Raw genomic sequence first — 17620 nt, forward strand, 5'->3', positions numbered from 1 at the left:
GGGCGGGCTGCGGTCAGCCCTTGACGGCGCCTGTCAGGCCGCCGACGATCCGCCGCTCGAAGAGCGAGAAGAAGATCAGCGCGGGGATCATCGACAACGCCGTGAACGCGAGGACCCGGGCCGTGTCGACCGAGTACTGCGACGCGAACGACTGGACCCCGAGGGGCAGCGTGTACGACGACTCGTTGTTGAGCACGAACAGCGGCAGCATGTAGCTGTTCCAGGCGGAGATGAACGCCAGGATGCCCGTGGTCACGACACCCGGCATCGACAGCGGGACGACCATCCGGAAGAAGAACCCAAGGCGGCTCGTGCCGTCGATGGACGCCGCCTCCTCGAGCTCCTTGGGGATCGCCTGCAGGAACGGCACCAGGATGATGATCGTGGTCGGCAGGGCGAAGGCGATCTGCGGCAGGATGATGCCCGCCAGGTTGTTCGTCAGGCCCAGGTTCTTGATGAGGATGTACAGCGGCGTGATGGCCACCGTCATCGGGAACATCAGGCCAGCCGCGAACAGCGAGTACATCGCGCCACGGCCCACGAAGTTGTAGCGAGCGAGCACGTAGCTGGCCATCACGCCCAGGGTCACGACGCCCAGAGTCGTGCAGATCGCGGAGATCGCCGAGTTGCCGATCTGCTGCCAGAACACCGAGCTGCGCAGCACGTCGACGTAGTTGCCGATCTGCCACGGGCTGGGGAAGCCCGACGGGTCGGCGGTGATCTGCGCGTTCGTCCGGAAGCCGCCGATGATGATGTAGAGGACCGGGGCGATGCACAGGCCCACGAACGCGTACGCGATGACGTAGGTCATCGGGCCGGCGCGGCCGATCCTCGACTTCTTGACGTTGCCCGACTTCTTGCCCGACCGGCGGGCGGTCGCGGTGGCCGGGGCGGTGATCGTCGTCATCACTTCTTCCCTTCGGTGAGCGCGCCCTCGGTGTCCCGCCGGAGCACGTACCGCTGGTACACCAGCGCGATGATGAGCGAGATCAGGAACAGCACGACGGCGACCGCGTTGCCGTAGCCGTAGTTGCCGGCGTTACGGCCGTTGGCGACCATGTACGTCGCCATCGTCGAGGTGCCGGCCGTGGAGGCCACGTACTGGCCCCAGATGATGTAGACGAGGTCGAAGAGCTGCAACGAGCCGATGATCGACAAGAACGCCCAGATCCGCATGGTCGGGCCGAGCAGCGGCAGCGTGATGCTGCGCTGCATCTGCCAGTAGGAGGCGCCGTCGATCGACGCGGCCTCGTACAGCTCCTCGGGGATGGACTGCAGCCCTGCGAGGAAGAGGATCACGGCGAAGCCGACGTACTTCCAGCTGATGATGATCAGCAGCGACCAGATGGCCACATCCGGGTCGGAGAGCCAGTCGACCGCCCAGGTGGGCAACCCGATCTTGGCCAGCAGGTCGTTCACCGCGCCGGTGGTCTGGAGCATGAGGCCCCAGCCGGTGCCGACGATGACCTCGGAGACCACGTACGGCACGAAGATCATCACGCGGATGAACGAGCGCCCACGCATCTTCTGGTTGAGCAGCAGCGCCAGCACGATGGCGGCGGGGCCCTGGATCACCAGGGACATCACGACGATGAAGCCGTTGTGCATCAGGGCTTCGTGGAACGCGGTGTCCTTGAAGATGACCAGGTAGTTCTCGAATCCGACGAAGTCCGTCGGGACCCCGTAGCCCTTCCACTTGAAGAAGCCGTAGTACGCGGCCATCACCACGGGGAAGATCACGAACATCAGGAACATGACGATCGCGGGCCCGGAGAGGAGCGCGATCTCCATGCGCTTGCGCCAGTCAGCGCCTCCGCGTCGTCCGGTCCGGCGGGCCGGGGACGGCGCCGTGATGGCGCCGCCCCCTGCCGCCGAGCGACCCCGGGGCGGAGTCTGGGTGGCTAGCGAGCTCTCGCCCTGGGAGTCACTCATGGTTCCGCTACTCCTTGGCCGCGGCGTCAGCCAGTGACTTGACGATGCCGGCGGCGTCGCCCTTGCCCGCGAGCATGTCGACGACACCGGAGTTGAGGGCGTTGCCGATGTTCTGGCCGAACGTGGTGTCCATCCAGATCTCGACGTACGGCGCCTCGTTGTAGGCCTCGAGGATCGACTGGAGGGCCGGGTCGGTCACGACACCCTGGGCCTCCTTGCTAGCCGGCAGCGTGTGGAACGCCGTCGCGTAGCCCTCCTGGTACTCCTTCTGCATGAAGAAGTTGAGGAAGTCGGCGCACTCCTTGGGAGCGTCGGCCGAGCAGGAGAAGCCGTCGACGCCGCCCATCATCGCGCCGGGCTCACCCTCGCCGCCCTCGAGCTCGGGGAACGGGAACCAGCCGAGGTCGGCCAGCGGCTGCTCGTCCGGGGTGAGGGAGGCGATGACGCCGGTGTTCCAGGCGCCCATGAGCTCCATGCCCGCCTTGTGGTTGGCGATGAGGCCAGCGGACGAGCCAGCGCCCTGCTGAGCGGAGGTCGTGAGGAAGCCGTTGTTGAACGGGTTCGTCCCGGCGAACTCCTCGAGGTCCTCGCCAGCCTTGCTCCAGCACTCGTCGTCGAAGGACTTGGTGGTCCCGGCCTCGGTGATGGTGTCCTGCGAGCACTCGCGCAGCGCGAAGAAGTAGTACCAGTGCGCTGCGGGCCACGCGTCCTTGGCGCCGAGGGCGATCGGGTCGACGCCCGAGGCCTTGAGCGCGGTCACCGCGTCGTTGAGCTCGTCCATGGTCGTGGGGGTCGACGTGATGCCGGCCGCCGCGAACAGGTCCTTGCTGTAGTAGATGCCGCCGGGGAGGACCGCCGTCGGCATGCCGTAGATCTTGCCGTCGACGGTGAACGCGCTGAACGCGCCCTCGCCACCGAGGGCCGACATCGTCGCGTCGTCGATGGCGTCGGTGAGGTCCATGACCTGGCCGGCCTCGACCACGTCGGCGAGCTTGCCGCCACCGCGGGCCATGAAGATGTCCGGGGCGTCGCCAGAGTTGAGGGCGGTCTGGAGCTTGCCGTCCATGTCCTCGTTCTGGATGGCCTGGATCTCGATGGTGACGCCGGGGTTCGCCGCCTCGAAGTCGGCGACGGTGTCCTCCCAGAAGGCCTTGCCCTCACCGGTGGTGGAGTTGTGCCAGAAGGTCATGGCGGTGGAGCCGTCACTGGACCCGCCAGCGTCGCCGCCGGCACAGCCGGCGGCCAGGAGCGCGATCGTGGCGCTCAGCGCGACAGTGCCCGCCGCGCCGCGAAACTTCCTCGTCATCGTGGATTCCTTGTCATCTTTGACTACTCGACAGTTCGCCTGCCGCGCTCAGTTGTACGCGCGCACCCTGTGAGTGTCAAACGATATCGATACCGTTATCGAAATCGTGACCTGCGGGCATGCATCCGCTCCAGGGGTCGGTTTTGCCCATGACAAAGGGGTTGTTGCGACATGAACCGGGCTCGCCAGAATGTGCCCAAGTTGGAGGAAGTCCACAAACGTGAGGTAACGGGTCAACCACATCTCCCTGGGAGCCGCCTACCTCCCGCCTGGGGCCGTGACGGCCGGAATGAGAGCGGGGTGCGGGCCCGGCCATCGGCCAGTCCCGCACCCCGCTCACCTGCTCCCACCTGATGTCAGGGTCTCCACCGCTGCACCTGCCACCAAGGTCCTGCGCTCTGTCGCGGCTAGGCCGCCACCACGCTGACGGCGCGCCCGGCGAGCCAGCCCGCCAACCGGTCCGGGCGGTCCGTGATGATCGCGTCAACCCCCGCGGCCGTCGCCGCAGCCCACTGCTCGGGCTCGTTGAGCGTCCACACCATGACCACCACGCCCGCCTCGCGCAGCTCGTCCACCAGGCCCGGGTGGTCGCGCAGCAGCTGCCCATGCGGGTTGCACGCCACCACATCAAGTCCGCGGCACAGCCCGATCACGTCGTCATGGAGCTCCGCGATCAGGAGCCCCCGTCGCAGCGACGGGGCCGCCTCCCGCAAGGCCGCCACCGTGCCCGGCCAGAAGCTCTGCGCGATGGTGCGCGAGCCCAGGCCTGCGGCGGCCACGGCCTGCGTCACCGGGCGGACCTGCTCGGCCGTCCACTCCCCCTTGACCTCCAGCAGCAGGTCGAGGCCCGGGCGCTCGAGCATCAGGCCCAGCACCTCGTCGAACGTCGGCACCCGGTGCCCCGCGAACACCGGCGAGAACCACGAGCCGGCGTCCAGCCCGCGCACCTCGTCCCCCGTCATCGAGCGCACCTCGCCCGAGCCATCGGTGGTCGCGTCGACGGTGTCGTCGTGGATCACCACGACCTGGCCGTCGGCAGTGAGCTGCACGTCGATCTCGATCGCGTGGGCGCCCGCCCGCCACGCCGCCTCGAAGGCCGCGAGCGTGTTCTGAGGCGCCACCGAGGAGTTGCCCCGGTGCCCGATCACGACCGTCACAGGTATGGCTCCACATTCTCGCGGTACGCCGTCTCGAGCTGCGGGGTGATGCCCTCGAACGCCGTCTGCGGGTCCACGCCCTTGAGCACGATCTGCTCGATCGCCTCGGTGAGGATCTGGTCCGCGCCCGGCACGAACACCCGGATCCAGTCCTGCGAGCGGGCGCGGTCGGCGAGCTGGTCCACCGCCGTGCGGAACTGCGGGGTCGCCGCGTAGACCGCCTTCATGTCGTCGGACTCCACCGCCGACGTCCGCACCGGCATGTACCCGGTGTTCTGCGAGAAGTACGCCGTGGAGTCCGTGGACGTCAGGAACTTCAGGAACGTCGCCGCCGCGAGCTGGTTCTCCACCGGGCGCGACGACGGGATCGCCAGGCCGGTGCCGCCGGTGGGCGTGCCACCGCCATCCGGGCCCTGGGGCAGGTACGCCGTGCCGACCTCGAAGGACGCCGCGTCGAGGATGCCCTTGAGGCTGCCCGTCGAGCCGATCGTCGCGGCCACCACCCCCGCCGAGAAGTCCGCGTTCGCATCCGTCGAGACCGTCGCGACCTTGCTCCCGTGGAACAGGTCCCGCAGGAACTCACCGGCCTCCAGCGCCTCCGGGGAGGTCAGCGTCGTGTCCCACCCGTCGGAGTACTCGCCGCCGTGGCCCCAGATCATGTTCTCGAACCACCACGCCGCCCAGGACGTGCCGGTCGCCAGGCCCAGCGGCGCGCTGTCAGCGGGGACCTGCGCGTCGAGCTGGGCGCCCCACTGCGCGAACTCGGCCCACGTCTCCGGGCCACGATCGGGCAGCCCGGCGGCCGCCCACATGTCCTTGTTGTAGTAGAAGAGCGGTGTCGAGCGCGCGTACGGGGCCGCCCAGTGGGCGCCGTCGTACTCGTAGTCGCCGTACAGCGCCGGGTTGAAGTCCGCCGCGTCGGCGTCGATCGCCTCGAAGACCTCGTCGAGCGCCAGGATCTGGTCGTTCAGGTGGTACCGGAACCACCACACGTCCGACGCGATGACCAGGTCCGGCAGCTCGGAGGTCTGCGAGGCGGCCTGGAAGCGCTGCGCCACCTCGTCGTAGTTGGCGCCCGCCGTCACGAGCTTGACGGTGATGTCGGGGTTCTCCGCCTCGAACCGGCGGATGAGCTCCTCCTCGACCTTCTGGGAGGAGCCAGGGTGGTTGCTCCACCACGTGATCTCGCTGGCGGGGGTGACGCCGGACCAGTCGACCGCGTCGGCCGACGTCGTCCCGGCCGCCTCAGCCTGGATGCCCACGGTCGGCGTGGAGCAGGCCGCGGTCAGCGTCAGGGCGCCGGCAGCCGCCAGCGCGCCGAGGATGAGGGCAGGCCGACGACGCCGGCGCGCGAGGGGTTCGAACACGGGATTCTCCTAGGGGTGGGAGGTCGCACGGTGCTGCGGTCGCAGCCCGGACGTGTGAGGGGGCGCGTCACGTCAGCCGGTGACGGCGCCGGCGGTGAGGCCGGCCACGAGGCGGCGCTGCAACACCAGGAAGAGCAGCAGGACGGGCAGCGTCACCACGACGGTGGCCGCCAGCAGCACGCCCCAGTTGCTCATCCCGTCGATGTTCTGCAGCAGGGTCAGGCCCACGGGCAGCGTCATCTTCTGCGCGTCGTCGACCACCAGGAACGGCCACAGGTAGTCGTTCCACTCGGTGACCACGGACACCAGCCCGACAGCCGCCAGCGTGGGCGTGGACATCGGCAGCACCACCTGCCAGAGCCGCCGCAGATGCCCGGCGCCATCGAGCTCGGCCGCCTCGAGCACCGACGCGGGCAGCGACAGGAAGTGCTGGCGGAACAGGAACGTCCCGAACGCGCTGGCCAGGCCCGGCACGAGGATGCCCTGGTACGTGTTCAGCCAGCCCAGGCTCGCGACGAACGTGTAGTTGGGGATGATCGTGATCTGCGGCGGGATCATCAGCGTCGCCAGCACCAGCAGGAACACCGCCCGCTTGAACGGCACGTCGAGGAAGACGAGCGCGTACGCGCAGCACAGCCCGAGCAGCACCTTGAGCCCGGCGCCGGCGATCGTCAGGCCCACGCTGTTGAGCAGCAGCCGGCCCAGCGGGATCGTCTCGGCGGCCTGCGCGTAGTTCGACAGGTCGAACGAGCCGGGCAGCCACTGCAACGGCAGCCGGTACAGCTCGTCGGGCATCTTCAGGCTGGCCAGGCCCATCCACAGCAGCGGGGCGCCGATCACGACGGTCGCGGCGATCATCGCCAGGTAGCCGCCCGCGTCGAGCAGGCGCGGGCCGGAGGAGCGGCGGCCGGGCGGGGTCGGCTTGATGGCCGATGGCGTGCGGCGGGGTGGAACCCGGGTGGCGTCCGGGTCGATCACCGGGGCGGCATCGGGGCGCGTGTCGCGCACCACGACGTCGGCGACTGGGCGAGGGGCGATCGTGGTCATGCGTAGTGCACCTTCCGCTCGACGTAACGCATCTGGACCGCTGTGACGGCGAGCAGGACGAGGAAGAGGATCGTGGCCCCCGCCGACGCGTAGCCGGCCCGGCCGTTGACGAAGCCCTCCTGGTAGATCTGGTACATCAGCGTGGTGGTGCTGCCCAGCGGGCCGCCCTGCGTCATCGCCTTGATCACGTCGAAGGACTGCAACGAGCTGAGCATCATCGTCACGACCAGGAAGAACGTGGTCGGGGTGAGCAGCGGCAGCACCACCGAGCGCAGCGTCCGCGTCCGCGAGGCGCCATCGAGTGACGCCGCGTCGCGCAGGTCCTGCGGGATGGCCTGCAGGCCGGCCAAGTAGATGAGCGCGACGTACCCGACGTGCTTCCACAGGTAGACCACGGTGATCATCACCAACGGCCACGGCTCCGCGGTGTACCACTGCGGCGAGGACAGCCCCACCATGCGCAGCAGCGCGCCGATCAGCCCGTAGCGCGGATCGAACATGAACAGCCACAGCACGCCGACGGCGAACCCCGACAGCACGTACGGCGCGAAGGCCACGGTCCGCGCGAAGCCCCGGCCAGCCATCTTCCGGTTCAGCAGCAGCGCCAAGCCCAGGCCCAGCACCAGCGAGCCACCCACCGTCGCGACCGTGAACACCGCAGTGGTGGTGAGCACCTGCGCGGTGCCCGGGTCGGTGAACCACTCGCGGTAGTTGCCCAACCCCACGAACCGGGCCACCGGCGACCCGAGGTTCCACTGCATCGTCGAGAGGTAGAAGCTCTCCAGCAGCGGCCGGTACACGAACAGCAGCAGCAGGGCGATGTTGGGACCGGCCAGCAGCGCGAATGCCACCAGGTCACGTCGGCGGCGCCGGCTCGCGCGACGCTTCGGCCCGGGGGTGATCACCGTGGGCGGCGGGTGCAGGACTGTCGTCGACATGGCACTTCTCTTCGTGGGACTGGCGCTCCGAAGAGCTCGGCCACGACGAAGTTAAGGAGCCCTGTAGGGTGCCTGGCGCCAAAGCACAGAGAGTTGCCGGGCAGTTGGCGGAAGGTTCATATGCCGTCTCCCCAGTTCGCCGTCAGGCCTGGTTCTCGACACCCGCCGACTCCGGCGTTCGATGGCACTCCAGCGCAGGTCGGTACGATCGGGGCCGGTCAGCGCCGGGGGACGAGCCCCCAGCCATCGGACAACGGAGCGCGCAGCACGATGCAGCGGGGAAGTGTGGCGGCCGTTCTGGCCTGCTCAGCGGCGGCCCAGACGCCCGCCCAGCACGCCTGACACCCCTCATCGGGGGCGGTTGGCGGTGCTCGGCGGAGCGTGCCCTCCCGCCGCGGACAGCCGCCGGCGGGACCTGCCACCCGCGCCGTCACCCGAGAGCTGAGAACCATGAACCCCCTGACCGAGCAGCAGATCCGCGCGTCCTTCGTGAACTGCTCCCGTGGCGAGGCCACCCGCCTCAACCTCCCGCCCGACCTGGCCGACCTCGACTGGGACCGCCTCGACTACCTCGGCTGGATCGACCGCAAGGCCCCGCAGCGCGCGTGCGTCGTCCTCCCCGTCGACGACACGGTGGTGGGGCTGCTGCTCCGCTCCCCCGAGGGCGGCGCCAAGCGCCGACGCGCCCTGTGCGCCTGGTGCGAGGACGTCTACTCCAAGGACGAGGTGTCCCTCTACGTCGCTCGTCGCTCCGGCGCCGCGGGCCGCAACCTCAACTCGATCGGCACGCTGATCTGCACGCGGTTCGGGTGCTCGCGCAACGTGCGGCGACGGCCCACGATCATCGAGGCCGGCCAGGACCCCGAGGGCCTGGTGCAGCGCCGCATTGAGGGGCTGCGCGAGCGGTCCCAGCGCTTCGCCCGCGAGGTGCTGCAGGACGTGTGACCTCAGGCCCCGGGCGAGCACCACGTCTGTGCTGGCCCGGGGCCTCGTGTCCGTGCCCGGCGATGATATTCCTTGACAGGAATATTCACTGTGGAGAATCCTCGCGGGATGGATGCTCGCTTCGCCGCGCTGGCCGACCCCGTCCGATGGCGGCTCGTCACGCTCCTCGCCGAGCGGCCCCGGCCGGTCGGAGTGCTCGCCCGGCTCGCCGGCGCACGGCAACCCCAGACCACCAAGCACCTGCAGACCCTCGAGCGAGCCGGGGTGGTCGTGTCCCAGCGCTCCGGCCAGCGCCGGATCTACGCGCTGAACCCGGAGGCGCTGCGGGAGGCGTCGGCAGCACTGAGCGGCTTGGCGGACGACGCCGACCGAGCGGGCTCGCGCGAGGCCTTCGAGCGCTACGGGGTGGACCTCTCGCGGGAGCGGCTCGCCGCCCAGGAGCCAGGCTGGGCCGACGGGCGCTCCTTCGAGTTCTCTCGATCGCTCGCCGCGCGGCCCGAGGTGGCCTGGCGACACCTCACCGAGGCCCCCCTGCTCGCCCAGTGGTGGACGCCGGAGGAGCTACGCGTGTCCGAGCTCGTCTTCGAGGCACGCCCCGGCGGCAGGATCCTCCACGAGTACCGCGACGTCGAGGACGTGGACGGCTCGGACCCCGTCGCCGGGCGCGCACGGGGAGAGGTGGTCGAGGTGCGCCCCGGAGAGCGCTTGGCCTATCGGCTCTCCCCCGTCCTTCCCGACGACCAGGTCGCCTTCACCGCGCACGTCCGACTCGACCTGCGCGCCAGCGAGACCGGCGCCGACCTCGACGTCCATTTCCGGGTCGCCGACAGCACGGTCGAGTCTGCCGATTTCATCGCGGGCGTCGAGCTCGGCTTCGGGCAGAGCCTCGACAAGCTCGTGACGATCCTCTCCGCATCCCCCGACAGCGCCGACTCCCACCCGAGGAGCACCACATGACCGACCGCATCGTGACCGCGAACCTCGCCCTCACCCTCGACGGGCGCTACCACGGCCCCGGCGGCCGCGGAGACTTCGGCGCCTTCGCGCCCTACGTCGCCACCGACACCGCGCGCGACCACATGACCCGCATCTGGGAGAACGCGACAACGGCGGTCCTCGGCCGCGTCAACGCCGAGGGCTTCATGGGCTACTGGCCGTCCGTCGCCGACGACGAGAGCGCAGATCCTCGGGACCGCGGATACGCGAGGTGGCTGGTCACCACGGAGAAGGTCGTCTTCTCGACCACGTTGGCCGATGCGCCGTGGGAACGCACGCGCGTGGTGAACGCCCCCGCCGCTGACACCATCGCGGCGCTCAAGCACGCCGGTGACGGCGAGATCCTCGTCAACAGCAGCGCGAGCGTCATCACGTCGCTCCTGTCCGTCGACATGATCGACCGCCTCTACCTCATGATCGTGCCGGAGATCGCAGGCGGCGGACCGCGCCTGCTCGACGACGGCCTGCCCGGCACCCGATGGACGTTGACCCGGCACGAGGCCGGGGCATCCGGCGAGCTCGCGATGATCTACGACCGAGCCCGCTGAGGCAGCCGCGCCTGGTTGAGTGCCGCGCCCATCTCCGCGCCCGGCTAGCGAGAGTCGGCCATCATCTTCTGGGTGCCGATGGTCCCGAGGAACGCGAGCTTGCTCTCGGACTCGCTGCCCGGCTCAGCGGTGCACATCATGATCCGCAGGTCGTGGCGTTGCGTGATGAGGATGTCGCAGTCCAGGTCGAGGGTCCCGACCTCGGAGTGGACCACCCTTTTGATGGTCGGTCCGTGCTCGTCGATCTCGTGACGCGCCCACAATTCGCGGAACTGCGCGCTGGCCTGGTCCAGCCGTGCGACGAGCTGTCGCAGCTGGGGGTCGTCGGGGTAGCGCCCGGCGCTGCGTCGCAGGTCGGCGACGAGGGACGCGTCGAGGGACTCGGCACTTCCAGGGCCGTGCAGATGGCAGTCCGAAGCACCGGTGAAATGCAGCCAGACCAGGTTGCGATCGGATTCCCGCGAGGACGCGGGATCACCCATCAATGCCGCCCACATGGGGTTCCAGAGTAGAATGTTCCACATAGCGTCAAAAACCGCCTGAGGCCTTTCCCCGGTGCGTTCCACCAATCGGCGAATATTCGCCGGCACCATGCGGCTAATGCGCCCACCGCCGGTCGCGTGCCCGGCAAGCCGGAACAGATGCTCCTGCTCGGTGTCGCTGAGCTGCAACGCCTGGGCGAGCGCGACGCACACCTGCACCGACGGCGCCGCCGAGCGCCCCTGCTCCAGACGGACGATGTAGTCGACAGACACCGAGGCCAGCACCGCGAGCTCCTCACGCCGAAGGCCTGCGGTGCGCCTGGCGGCGCCCGACGGCAGCCCGGCCATGTGCGGAGCCAGGCGCTCGCGCCACACCCTCAGGATCGTTGCCAGCTCTCCTGGTTCACTCATGGCATTCACGACGCTCATCGTCGCAGTGAACCCTGGGAGACGGCCTGAATCCCCGAAGAATAGCCTGGTACTCCACTTCCTAGGATGCGTTTCCCCTGGCCCGGGCCGCTAGGAACGAGCCTCTCTGGATCGATCCCGTGATGCGCCATACGTTCATTCCATGGCCATCAGCCATGACCCGTGATCAGAAGGAACAGATTCATGATTGTCGTCACCGGAGCCACCGGTCAGCTCGGCCGCCAGGTCGTCCACCACCTGCTCGCCCAGGGCGTCCCCGCCGCCCAGATCATCGCCGTCGACCGCGATTCCGCCGACGCCAACGAGCTGTCCACCCTGGGTGTCGAGGTCCGCTTCGCCGACTACGACCTCCCCGAGACCCTGGCGCCCGCCTTCGCCGGCGCCGACAAGGTGCTGCTGGTGTCCTCCCCCGCAGGCACCGACGCCACGCGCGTCAAGCAGCACCAAGCCGTCATCGGCGCCGCCCTCGAGTCCGGTGTGCAGCTCCTCGCCTACACCTCGGTCACGCACGCACCGACCAACACGATGGGACTGGCGCCGGTGCACCGCGCCACCGAGCAGGCCATCGCCGCCTCCGGCCTGCCCGCTGTCATCCTGCGCAACGGCTGGTACGCGGAGAACCACACGGCAGCACTGCGCGGCGCCGTCACGTACGGCGCCCTCACCGGCAGCGCAGGCAATGGCCGGATGGCCGCGGTCAGCCGCGCAGACCTCGCCGAGGCCGCCGCCGTCGTGCTGACCCGCGAGGACCAGGCCGGAAAGACCTACGACCTGACCGGCGACACCACGTGGACCTTGTCCGATCTCGCAGCCGAGGCCGCCGCGCAGTCGGGCACGACGCTCACCTACACGGACCTTCCCGCCGAGCAGTACCGGCAAGTCCTGCAGCAGGCAGGGCTGCCCGAGCACATCGTCGAGCTCATCGTCGATGCTGATGTCGCGATCGCCGGTGGCACGCTGGACCACGTCACGAGCGACCTGAGCACGCTCCTGGGTCGCCCCACCACGCCGATGTCCGCCATCGTCGCCCAGGCTCTGCGCGCCTGAGGCCGCACCACGCGCCTCAGCCACTCGTGGTGCCGGAACACCTCAAGGGCGAACGCGTCGCCGGCGACGACTGCGCCGTGGAGGCCGCCGGGGACGGCGAAGTCCTCGTCAATAGCAGCGCCAGCGTCAGCGGACCCACGGATTCTGCCTCCGATGGGTCGATGTCTCCTCGTCCCTCGAGAGCGCGAGCCTCAGGCGCGAGACTCCATCGATCGCCCCGTCGATCGACTTCCACGACGCGTCCTTCGTCATGAGGCCGAGCATGTTGTTCAGATGCTCGCGATCCCGGGGCCCGGCGGTGTCGATGCGGTCGGACGGCCGGATCAAGGTGGTGAGCGTCGCGAAGTCATGCAGATGTCGAGAACTTCGCGGGTCGACCAGAATCCGCATCGCGGCTGCCTTCCCGACGAGCGCTCCCAGCAAGGTCGGGCGACGTACGCGGCCTTCCCGAGGCTCGACCGTGACACCGACCCCCTCGGCTCGGTCGACAGCCTTGCTGCGCGCCGAAGGTCTCAATGGTCGTTGCCCCGGTGACAGTCAGCCGCGCGGGACTGGCCTCTCGAAGGCCACGTGGAATGAGCACGTCGATCGCGGCGCGCTGTCGCACCCATCGATGCTGGTAGCCCTGTGGAGATGTCCCTGCTGGCTCGAATCCCAGTTCTCGAAGCACAGACGTGAAGGTGGCCAGTGCGCGGGGGTCGGCGCGAACGTCCACCGCCGTGTCAGCGTCGTTCGTCGGGCGGGTCGGCGCCACACCTCGTTCAGCGCAATGCAGGTGCACCATCTGGCCGCCTACGAGTGCCCAGCCGGTCGGCATCCTGTCGTGCAGGTCCATCAACGCATGCCAGGCGTCGCGCTGCGGGTCGGGCATCGGTGGGAGGACGATCACGGCGCAACCCGCCCCACGACGTCGTGGACCAACTCCCTCGCCCGCGACCGTTCGCGTGCCGAGCCGTGCTCGGCGAGGTCAGCCGCGACCTGCAGCCGCGTCGACGCCGCTGGCAGGTGCTCGGTCACGTGCAGCCAGACGTTCGGTCGGTTATCCGCCGGCTCGACGAGCAGGTGCCGGCGCATGACCTTGCGGAGGTCGTCGACGTGCACGTAGCCCTCAAATGAGGAGCCTGCCGAGAGGCCCGAGCGCTCGTCGCTGAGGCCTGAGACGACGACCTCGTCGTCTGCCGAGAGGCCTTGGGGCTCCGCGCCGTGAAGCGCGATCCGGTCGGCGCGGTTGACGACCAGTGCCTGGAGCAGAACCTCGGGCTCCGGGTCGACTCGCAGTCGCGCGAGGTGCTGGCGCAGCCGCGATCGCTCTGTGGGCGCCACCCACTCGACGGGCCTGCCGTCCGCGAAGAGGAGCAGGGCCCACGCCATGCGTGTGCTCATCGGCCGGCCGGATCGGCGTGGCAGCGCGGACAGCTCGGAGAGGTCGTCGATCACATGCTGGTGGCCGATGCGCCGCGACCGCACGCGGCCTGACCGCACGAGCGCGTCGACCCGCGACCGACTCAGCCCTAAAGCGTCCGCCGCTTGGGCCAGGCTCATGGCCGGCCCGACTCGCTCGGATGCGCTCATACACACAACCGTAGCGATGTAGCGATGATTGTGTATAGGGCTACAGGGAAGGCTCTAGGCCCCGAGCCCTGCCACCTGCGCCGCGGCCTCTGAGAGCAGCCGGTGGGCGCCGGAGCCCTCGGGCACGACCAGTTCGATGCGGGTGGCGCCGGCGCTCAGCGTGACCACCATGACGCCCAGGTAGTCGGGGTGTGGTGCGACGTCGATCCGGTCCGGGGCGTTGAGCGGGATGACCAGGCGCGACGCGGAGTGCATGGGCTTCTTGCCGCGCATCAGCCACTCGTGGCGCCCGAACACCTCCAGGGCGAACGAGTCGCCGGCGACGACGGCGCCGTGGAGGGTTGCCGGCGAGAGCGCGTGCCCGATGGCCTTGACCGGATCGGCGCCGCGCAGCGCGACCTGTCGTCGTCCGTGCCCCGACCACAAGGTCAGGCCGGGCAGGTGGCGGGACACGTCCTGGAAGTCCCCGAGCAGGGAGGCGTCCACTCGGCCGAGGTCCGGTGTGGCGCTGGCGTGCTGGGCGCCCGATTCGATCAGGGCGAACGCCAGGGGACGCGGGTAGCCCTCCGACGCGCTGGCCCGGAGCTCGTCGACGAGCGTCCTCATCGTGCTCCGGCCTGAGCCGTTGTACCGGACGGTGAGGTCGGAGCCGGTGCGCGTGTGCAGCGTCAGCGTGCCGTCGAGCAGGTTCATGACGTCACGGACCGCCACCACGTCCTCGAACGGGACGTCGCGCACGTCGAAGACGCCCGGCCCTGGCGCTCGCCGGGTCGCGTGGTCGTGCTCGGTGCGCCGTGACAGAACGGTGAGCCCGTCGTCGTCGAGCACGAGGAGGTGGTCGTACAGGTCCATGTCCGCCGTGGCGTCGCGGCGGGCGATGTTCCGGGGGACCTTGAGCACGAGGCGCGCGGCGTCGAGGTCGACCGGGTGTCCGCGGAACAGGCGGGGGATGTCCTCCGGGAGCCGTACCTCGTCGATCCACGGCCCGAAGCGGTCGTACTCGCTGGTTCCGGCCGCTGTGGTGTCCATGTCTCTCCGTCTGCCTCTCGGCGGGTCGCCCACTGCTGTGTGCTCAGACGGTGACGGCGCCCTCGCTCATCGTGGGGGGAATCTACTGGACCTCAGGGCGCGGCCTTGACCTTGACACCATGACAAGGTCTTGGCTGGGCTGCGGAGGTGGTGGAGATGGACACGCAGGTGATCGAGGCACTCGCGGCCGGGAACTCGTCCACGCGACTGCAGGCGGCACTCGCCGCAGGGACGCGGCCCGACCCGCGCCTTGTCGACGTGCTCGTGGAGCGCTGCGCCGTCGAGCCGGACTTCTACGTGCGGGACATGCTGACCTGGGCGCTCACCCGGGCGCCCGCCGAGCACACCGTGCCGCTGCTGCGCGCCGAGCTCCGGTCCGACCGGCCGCAGGCGAGGAGCCAGGCGCTGCACACGCTGTCCAAGATCGGCGACAGGTCCGTGTGGCCATCCGTCACCCGGTCCCTGCTGCACGACCCGGACGACGAGGTCGCCCGCAGTGCCTGGCGCGCCGCCGTCCTGCTCGTGCCCGCCGACGAGGAGGCCGCACTCGCCGCCGACCTCGTGACGCAACTCGGTCGAGGCGACCGCGAGGTGCAACTCAGCCTCAGCCGCGCCCTCGAAGCCCTCGGAGACGTCACCCGACCCGCCCTCGAGGCAGCGCGCACACATGCAGACGCGAGGGTGCGCGCCCACGCACGGGCCACCGAGCGGCTCCTCGACGACCCCGACGCGGGCTTCGACCTGGCGGTCAACGAGGCGAATCGGGCCTACGCGCTCGGCCCCGACCGGGCGCGCTGACGCATGCTCATCGGTGAGGCTGCCCGCCGCTCAGGGGTGAGCGCCCGCATGCTCCGGCACTACGACACCCTCGGCCTGGTCCGGCCGACGGGACGGACCGTCGGCGGCTACCGCGAGTACTCACCGCAGGACATCCGCAGAATCTTCCACGTCGAGAGCCTGCGGTCGCTCGGCCTGTCGCTGCGGGACATCGGACGGGCCCTCGACGACCCCGGCTTCACCCCGACCGCGCTCGTCGCCGATCTGGTCCAGCGCTCGGAGGAGCGCCTGCGACGCGAGCGGGAGCTCCTGGAGCGGCTGCGCGCCGTCGACTCCTCCGGGCCCGCCGAATGGGAGGACGTCCACCGGCTCGTCGAGCTGCTGCACGGCCTCGCGTCGCCCAGCCCTGCCCGCCGACAGCAGACGGCGCTGTCGTCGGAGGACACCCCCGCGACGGCCCGGATGCTCGCTGAGGCGCTCCTCGCCGAACCGGACACGAACGTCGCCGGGGCGCTGCGCTGGGCCCTTGCGCGTGCCGGTGGCGAGGGAGTGGCGGCGGGGGCCGCCGGGCTGGACTCCGACGACGTCGAAGTGCGCCGCCGTGCGGTCTTCACCCTCGCTGGAACCACAGGGGACGACGCTGCGGCGTCCCTCCTGCGGGCACTCGACGACCCCGACGTGGCGGTCCGCGAACACGCCGCCCTCGCATTGGGCGGCCGTGGCGAGCCGGCAGCCGTGCCAGTGCTCATCGCGATGGTGGTGGCGGGGACGAAGGACGTCGAGGCAGGCGAGGCGCTGGGCGTCGTGGCCCAGAAGACTGACGACACGGCGATCGTCGGCACGCTCGTCGACACCCTCGCCGCCCACACCGCCGACCCCGCGGTGCGGCTGCGTGTGGCGCAGGCCCTCGCCGAGGTGCCCGGCGCCGACGCCGCTGGGGTGCTCGCCGACCTCATGCGCGACCCCGATCGGGCGGTATCCCTCACGGCCACCGCTATCTCGCGAATGCGCGACCGCACCGGGCGCACCTCAGCCAACAATGCCAATGACCGGCTGGCACCCGGCCACTAGAGTCCCGCCTATGGGCTCCTGACCTGCGAAAACCCAGTGTGCCGCACCACCGCTGCGGCGCCTCCGCACGTCCTCTCGCACCAGGAGCACCCCATGCCCTCAGCCCTGCCCCGACCCGAGCCCTTCAGCGCCTTCACCACCCCCGAGTTCTGGGACGACGCGCACATCTCCGCCCGAATGCTGGCCCTGCATCTCGACCCCGAGGCGGCGCCGGCCTCCCGTCCCCACGCCTTCATCGATCGCTCAGTGGAGTGGCTGGTCGAGGCCCTAGTACTGCGCCGCGGAAGCCGGGTGCTCGACCTCGGGTGCGGGCCCGGCCTGTACGCCTGCCGCCTCGCCCGCCAGGGCATCGAGGTCACCGGGCTCGACGTGTCGCGTCGGTCGATCGCCCACGCCCGCTCGATTGCAGACGCCGAAGGGCTGCCCGCCGAGTTCCGCCGGGCCGACTACCTGCGAGACGACCTGGGCCACGGGTTCGACGCCGCGATCCTCATCTACGAGGACTTCTGCACCCTCAGCCCGGATCAGCGAGCGGGCCTGCTGCGTCGAACCCGGGAGGCGCTACGTCCTGGGGGCGCCCTCGTGATGGACGTGACCGCTGCCCCGCGCTTCGACCTCGAGAGCGCGGGAGTCGTGCGCGAACCCGACCTGATGGGAGGTTTCTGGGCTCGGTCGCCTTACATGGGAACTCATGAGACCTGGACGTACCCCGAGCTCCGGCTGGTGCTCGACCGCTACACAATCGACACCGGGTCCGAGGTCCGGCAGTTCTGGAACTGGCTGCACTGCCTGACACCAGCCCAGGTCACCGCGGAACTCACCGCCGCGGCCCTGACAGCGCCAGACCTGTTCGGCGACGTGACCGGCGCCCCGTTCGACCCGACCGCGCCGACGTTCGCCGTCCTCACTCGGGCTGCGCCACCCCAGCCCTGACTGCGATCAGGGCGCTCATCGACTCCCCCGCCCGACGGCGTCGA

Annotated in this window: 18 protein-coding genes; 7 read left to right on the forward strand and 11 right to left on the reverse strand. The window is 69.9% G+C overall.

All coding sequences use genetic code 11. The features are described from left to right. Positions 1 to 13 precede the first annotated feature (13 nt). The 7 genes from BN3788_RS06220 to BN3788_RS06250 all read right to left on the reverse strand — a co-directional run bounded on the left by BN3788_RS06220 (position 14) and on the right by BN3788_RS06250 (position 7747). Positions 14 to 907, reverse strand: a complete 894-nt coding sequence (locus BN3788_RS06220; RefSeq protein WP_066583148.1) for a carbohydrate ABC transporter permease — start codon at positions 905 to 907, stop codon at positions 14 to 16. Next, positions 907 to 1932: a carbohydrate ABC transporter permease gene (locus BN3788_RS06225; RefSeq protein ID WP_066583152.1), complete on the reverse strand. Its 1026-nt coding sequence runs from the start codon at positions 1930 to 1932 to the stop codon at positions 907 to 909. Before BN3788_RS06225 ends, BN3788_RS06220 begins: the two co-directional genes overlap by 1 nt. Positions 1933 to 1939: 7 nt before the next feature. Then, positions 1940 to 3238, reverse strand: coding sequence for an extracellular solute-binding protein (locus BN3788_RS06230; protein WP_066583155.1), 1299 nt, complete (start codon positions 3236 to 3238; stop codon positions 1940 to 1942). 407 nt (positions 3239 to 3645) lie between these two features. After that, positions 3646 to 4395 carry a glycerophosphodiester phosphodiesterase gene (locus tag BN3788_RS06235; protein WP_066583158.1) on the reverse strand — a complete coding sequence of 250 codons (750 nt, stop codon included), beginning with the start codon at positions 4393 to 4395 and terminating at the stop codon, positions 3646 to 3648. Next, positions 4392 to 5762 carry an ABC transporter substrate-binding protein gene (locus BN3788_RS06240; protein WP_066583161.1) on the reverse strand — a complete coding sequence of 457 codons (1371 nt, stop codon included), beginning with the start codon at positions 5760 to 5762 and terminating at the stop codon, positions 4392 to 4394. Before BN3788_RS06240 ends, BN3788_RS06235 begins: the two co-directional genes overlap by 4 nt. A gap of 72 nt (positions 5763 to 5834) precedes the next feature. Continuing rightward, entirely contained in the window at positions 5835 to 6809 is a 975-nt protein-coding gene (locus BN3788_RS06245; RefSeq protein WP_082812648.1) for a carbohydrate ABC transporter permease, read from the reverse strand. After that, positions 6806 to 7747 carry a carbohydrate ABC transporter permease gene (locus BN3788_RS06250; RefSeq protein ID WP_066583166.1) on the reverse strand — a complete coding sequence of 314 codons (942 nt, stop codon included), beginning with the start codon at positions 7745 to 7747 and terminating at the stop codon, positions 6806 to 6808. Before BN3788_RS06250 ends, BN3788_RS06245 begins: the two co-directional genes overlap by 4 nt. 450 nt (positions 7748 to 8197) lie before the next feature. Here BN3788_RS06250 and BN3788_RS06255 point away from each other — a divergent pair, with 450 nt between their 5' ends. The 3 genes from BN3788_RS06255 to BN3788_RS06265 all read left to right on the forward strand — a co-directional run bounded on the left by BN3788_RS06255 (position 8198) and on the right by BN3788_RS06265 (position 10236). Continuing rightward, positions 8198 to 8692, forward strand: a complete 495-nt coding sequence (locus BN3788_RS06255; protein WP_066583173.1) for an FBP domain-containing protein — start codon at positions 8198 to 8200, stop codon at positions 8690 to 8692. Between the two features lie 108 nt (positions 8693 to 8800). Then, positions 8801 to 9649: a metalloregulator ArsR/SmtB family transcription factor gene (locus BN3788_RS06260; protein WP_066583180.1), complete on the forward strand. Its 849-nt coding sequence runs from the start codon at positions 8801 to 8803 to the stop codon at positions 9647 to 9649. Beyond that, entirely contained in the window at positions 9646 to 10236 is a 591-nt protein-coding gene (locus BN3788_RS06265) for a dihydrofolate reductase family protein (protein ID WP_066583182.1), read from the forward strand. Before BN3788_RS06260 ends, BN3788_RS06265 begins: the two co-directional genes overlap by 4 nt. 44 nt (positions 10237 to 10280) lie before the next feature. On the opposite strand, the gene BN3788_RS06270 is transcribed toward BN3788_RS06265, so the two are convergent. Beyond that, positions 10281 to 11147 carry a helix-turn-helix transcriptional regulator gene (locus BN3788_RS06270; protein WP_234346515.1) on the reverse strand — a complete coding sequence of 289 codons (867 nt, stop codon included), beginning with the start codon at positions 11145 to 11147 and terminating at the stop codon, positions 10281 to 10283. 183 nt (positions 11148 to 11330) lie between these two features. Between BN3788_RS06270 and BN3788_RS06275 the strand changes: the two genes are divergently transcribed. Continuing rightward, positions 11331 to 12194 carry an SDR family oxidoreductase gene (locus tag BN3788_RS06275; protein ID WP_066583186.1) on the forward strand — a complete coding sequence of 288 codons (864 nt, stop codon included), beginning with the start codon at positions 11331 to 11333 and terminating at the stop codon, positions 12192 to 12194. Between the two features lie 126 nt (positions 12195 to 12320). On the opposite strand, the gene BN3788_RS06280 is transcribed toward BN3788_RS06275, so the two are convergent. From BN3788_RS06280 to BN3788_RS06290, 3 genes are all read right to left on the reverse strand, one after another. Next, entirely contained in the window at positions 12321 to 12584 is a 264-nt protein-coding gene (locus BN3788_RS06280) for a hypothetical protein (protein ID WP_066583189.1), read from the reverse strand. Positions 12585 to 13079: 495 nt separating this feature from the next. After that, positions 13080 to 13766: a hypothetical protein gene (locus BN3788_RS06285; protein ID WP_147525068.1), complete on the reverse strand. Its 687-nt coding sequence runs from the start codon at positions 13764 to 13766 to the stop codon at positions 13080 to 13082. A 54-nt stretch (positions 13767 to 13820) separates the two neighbouring features. Beyond that, the gene (locus tag BN3788_RS06290) at positions 13821 to 14795 is read right to left on the reverse strand and encodes a hypothetical protein (protein WP_066583193.1); all 975 of its coding nucleotides are present in this window, start codon (positions 14793 to 14795) and stop codon (positions 13821 to 13823) included. Between the two features lie 156 nt (positions 14796 to 14951). On the opposite strand from BN3788_RS06290, the gene BN3788_RS06295 reads away from it, so the two are divergent. The 3 genes from BN3788_RS06295 (at position 14952) to BN3788_RS18950 (ending at position 17576) form a co-directional block, all read left to right on the forward strand. Next, the gene (locus BN3788_RS06295) at positions 14952 to 15593 is read left to right on the forward strand and encodes a HEAT repeat domain-containing protein (RefSeq protein WP_066584305.1); all 642 of its coding nucleotides are present in this window, start codon (positions 14952 to 14954) and stop codon (positions 15591 to 15593) included. Between the two features lie 3 nt (positions 15594 to 15596). Further along, positions 15597 to 16643, forward strand: a complete 1047-nt coding sequence (locus BN3788_RS06300) for a HEAT repeat domain-containing protein (RefSeq protein ID WP_066583196.1) — start codon at positions 15597 to 15599, stop codon at positions 16641 to 16643. 93 nt (positions 16644 to 16736) lie between these two features. Further along, positions 16737 to 17576: an SAM-dependent methyltransferase gene (locus BN3788_RS18950; protein ID WP_066583197.1), complete on the forward strand. Its 840-nt coding sequence runs from the start codon at positions 16737 to 16739 to the stop codon at positions 17574 to 17576. Positions 17577 to 17620: the final 44 nt, after the last annotated feature.

This window comes from Cellulomonas timonensis (genome assembly GCF_900046455.1).
GTDB classification, from domain to species: Bacteria; Actinomycetota; Actinomycetes; order Actinomycetales; family Cellulomonadaceae; genus Cellulomonas_A; species Cellulomonas_A timonensis.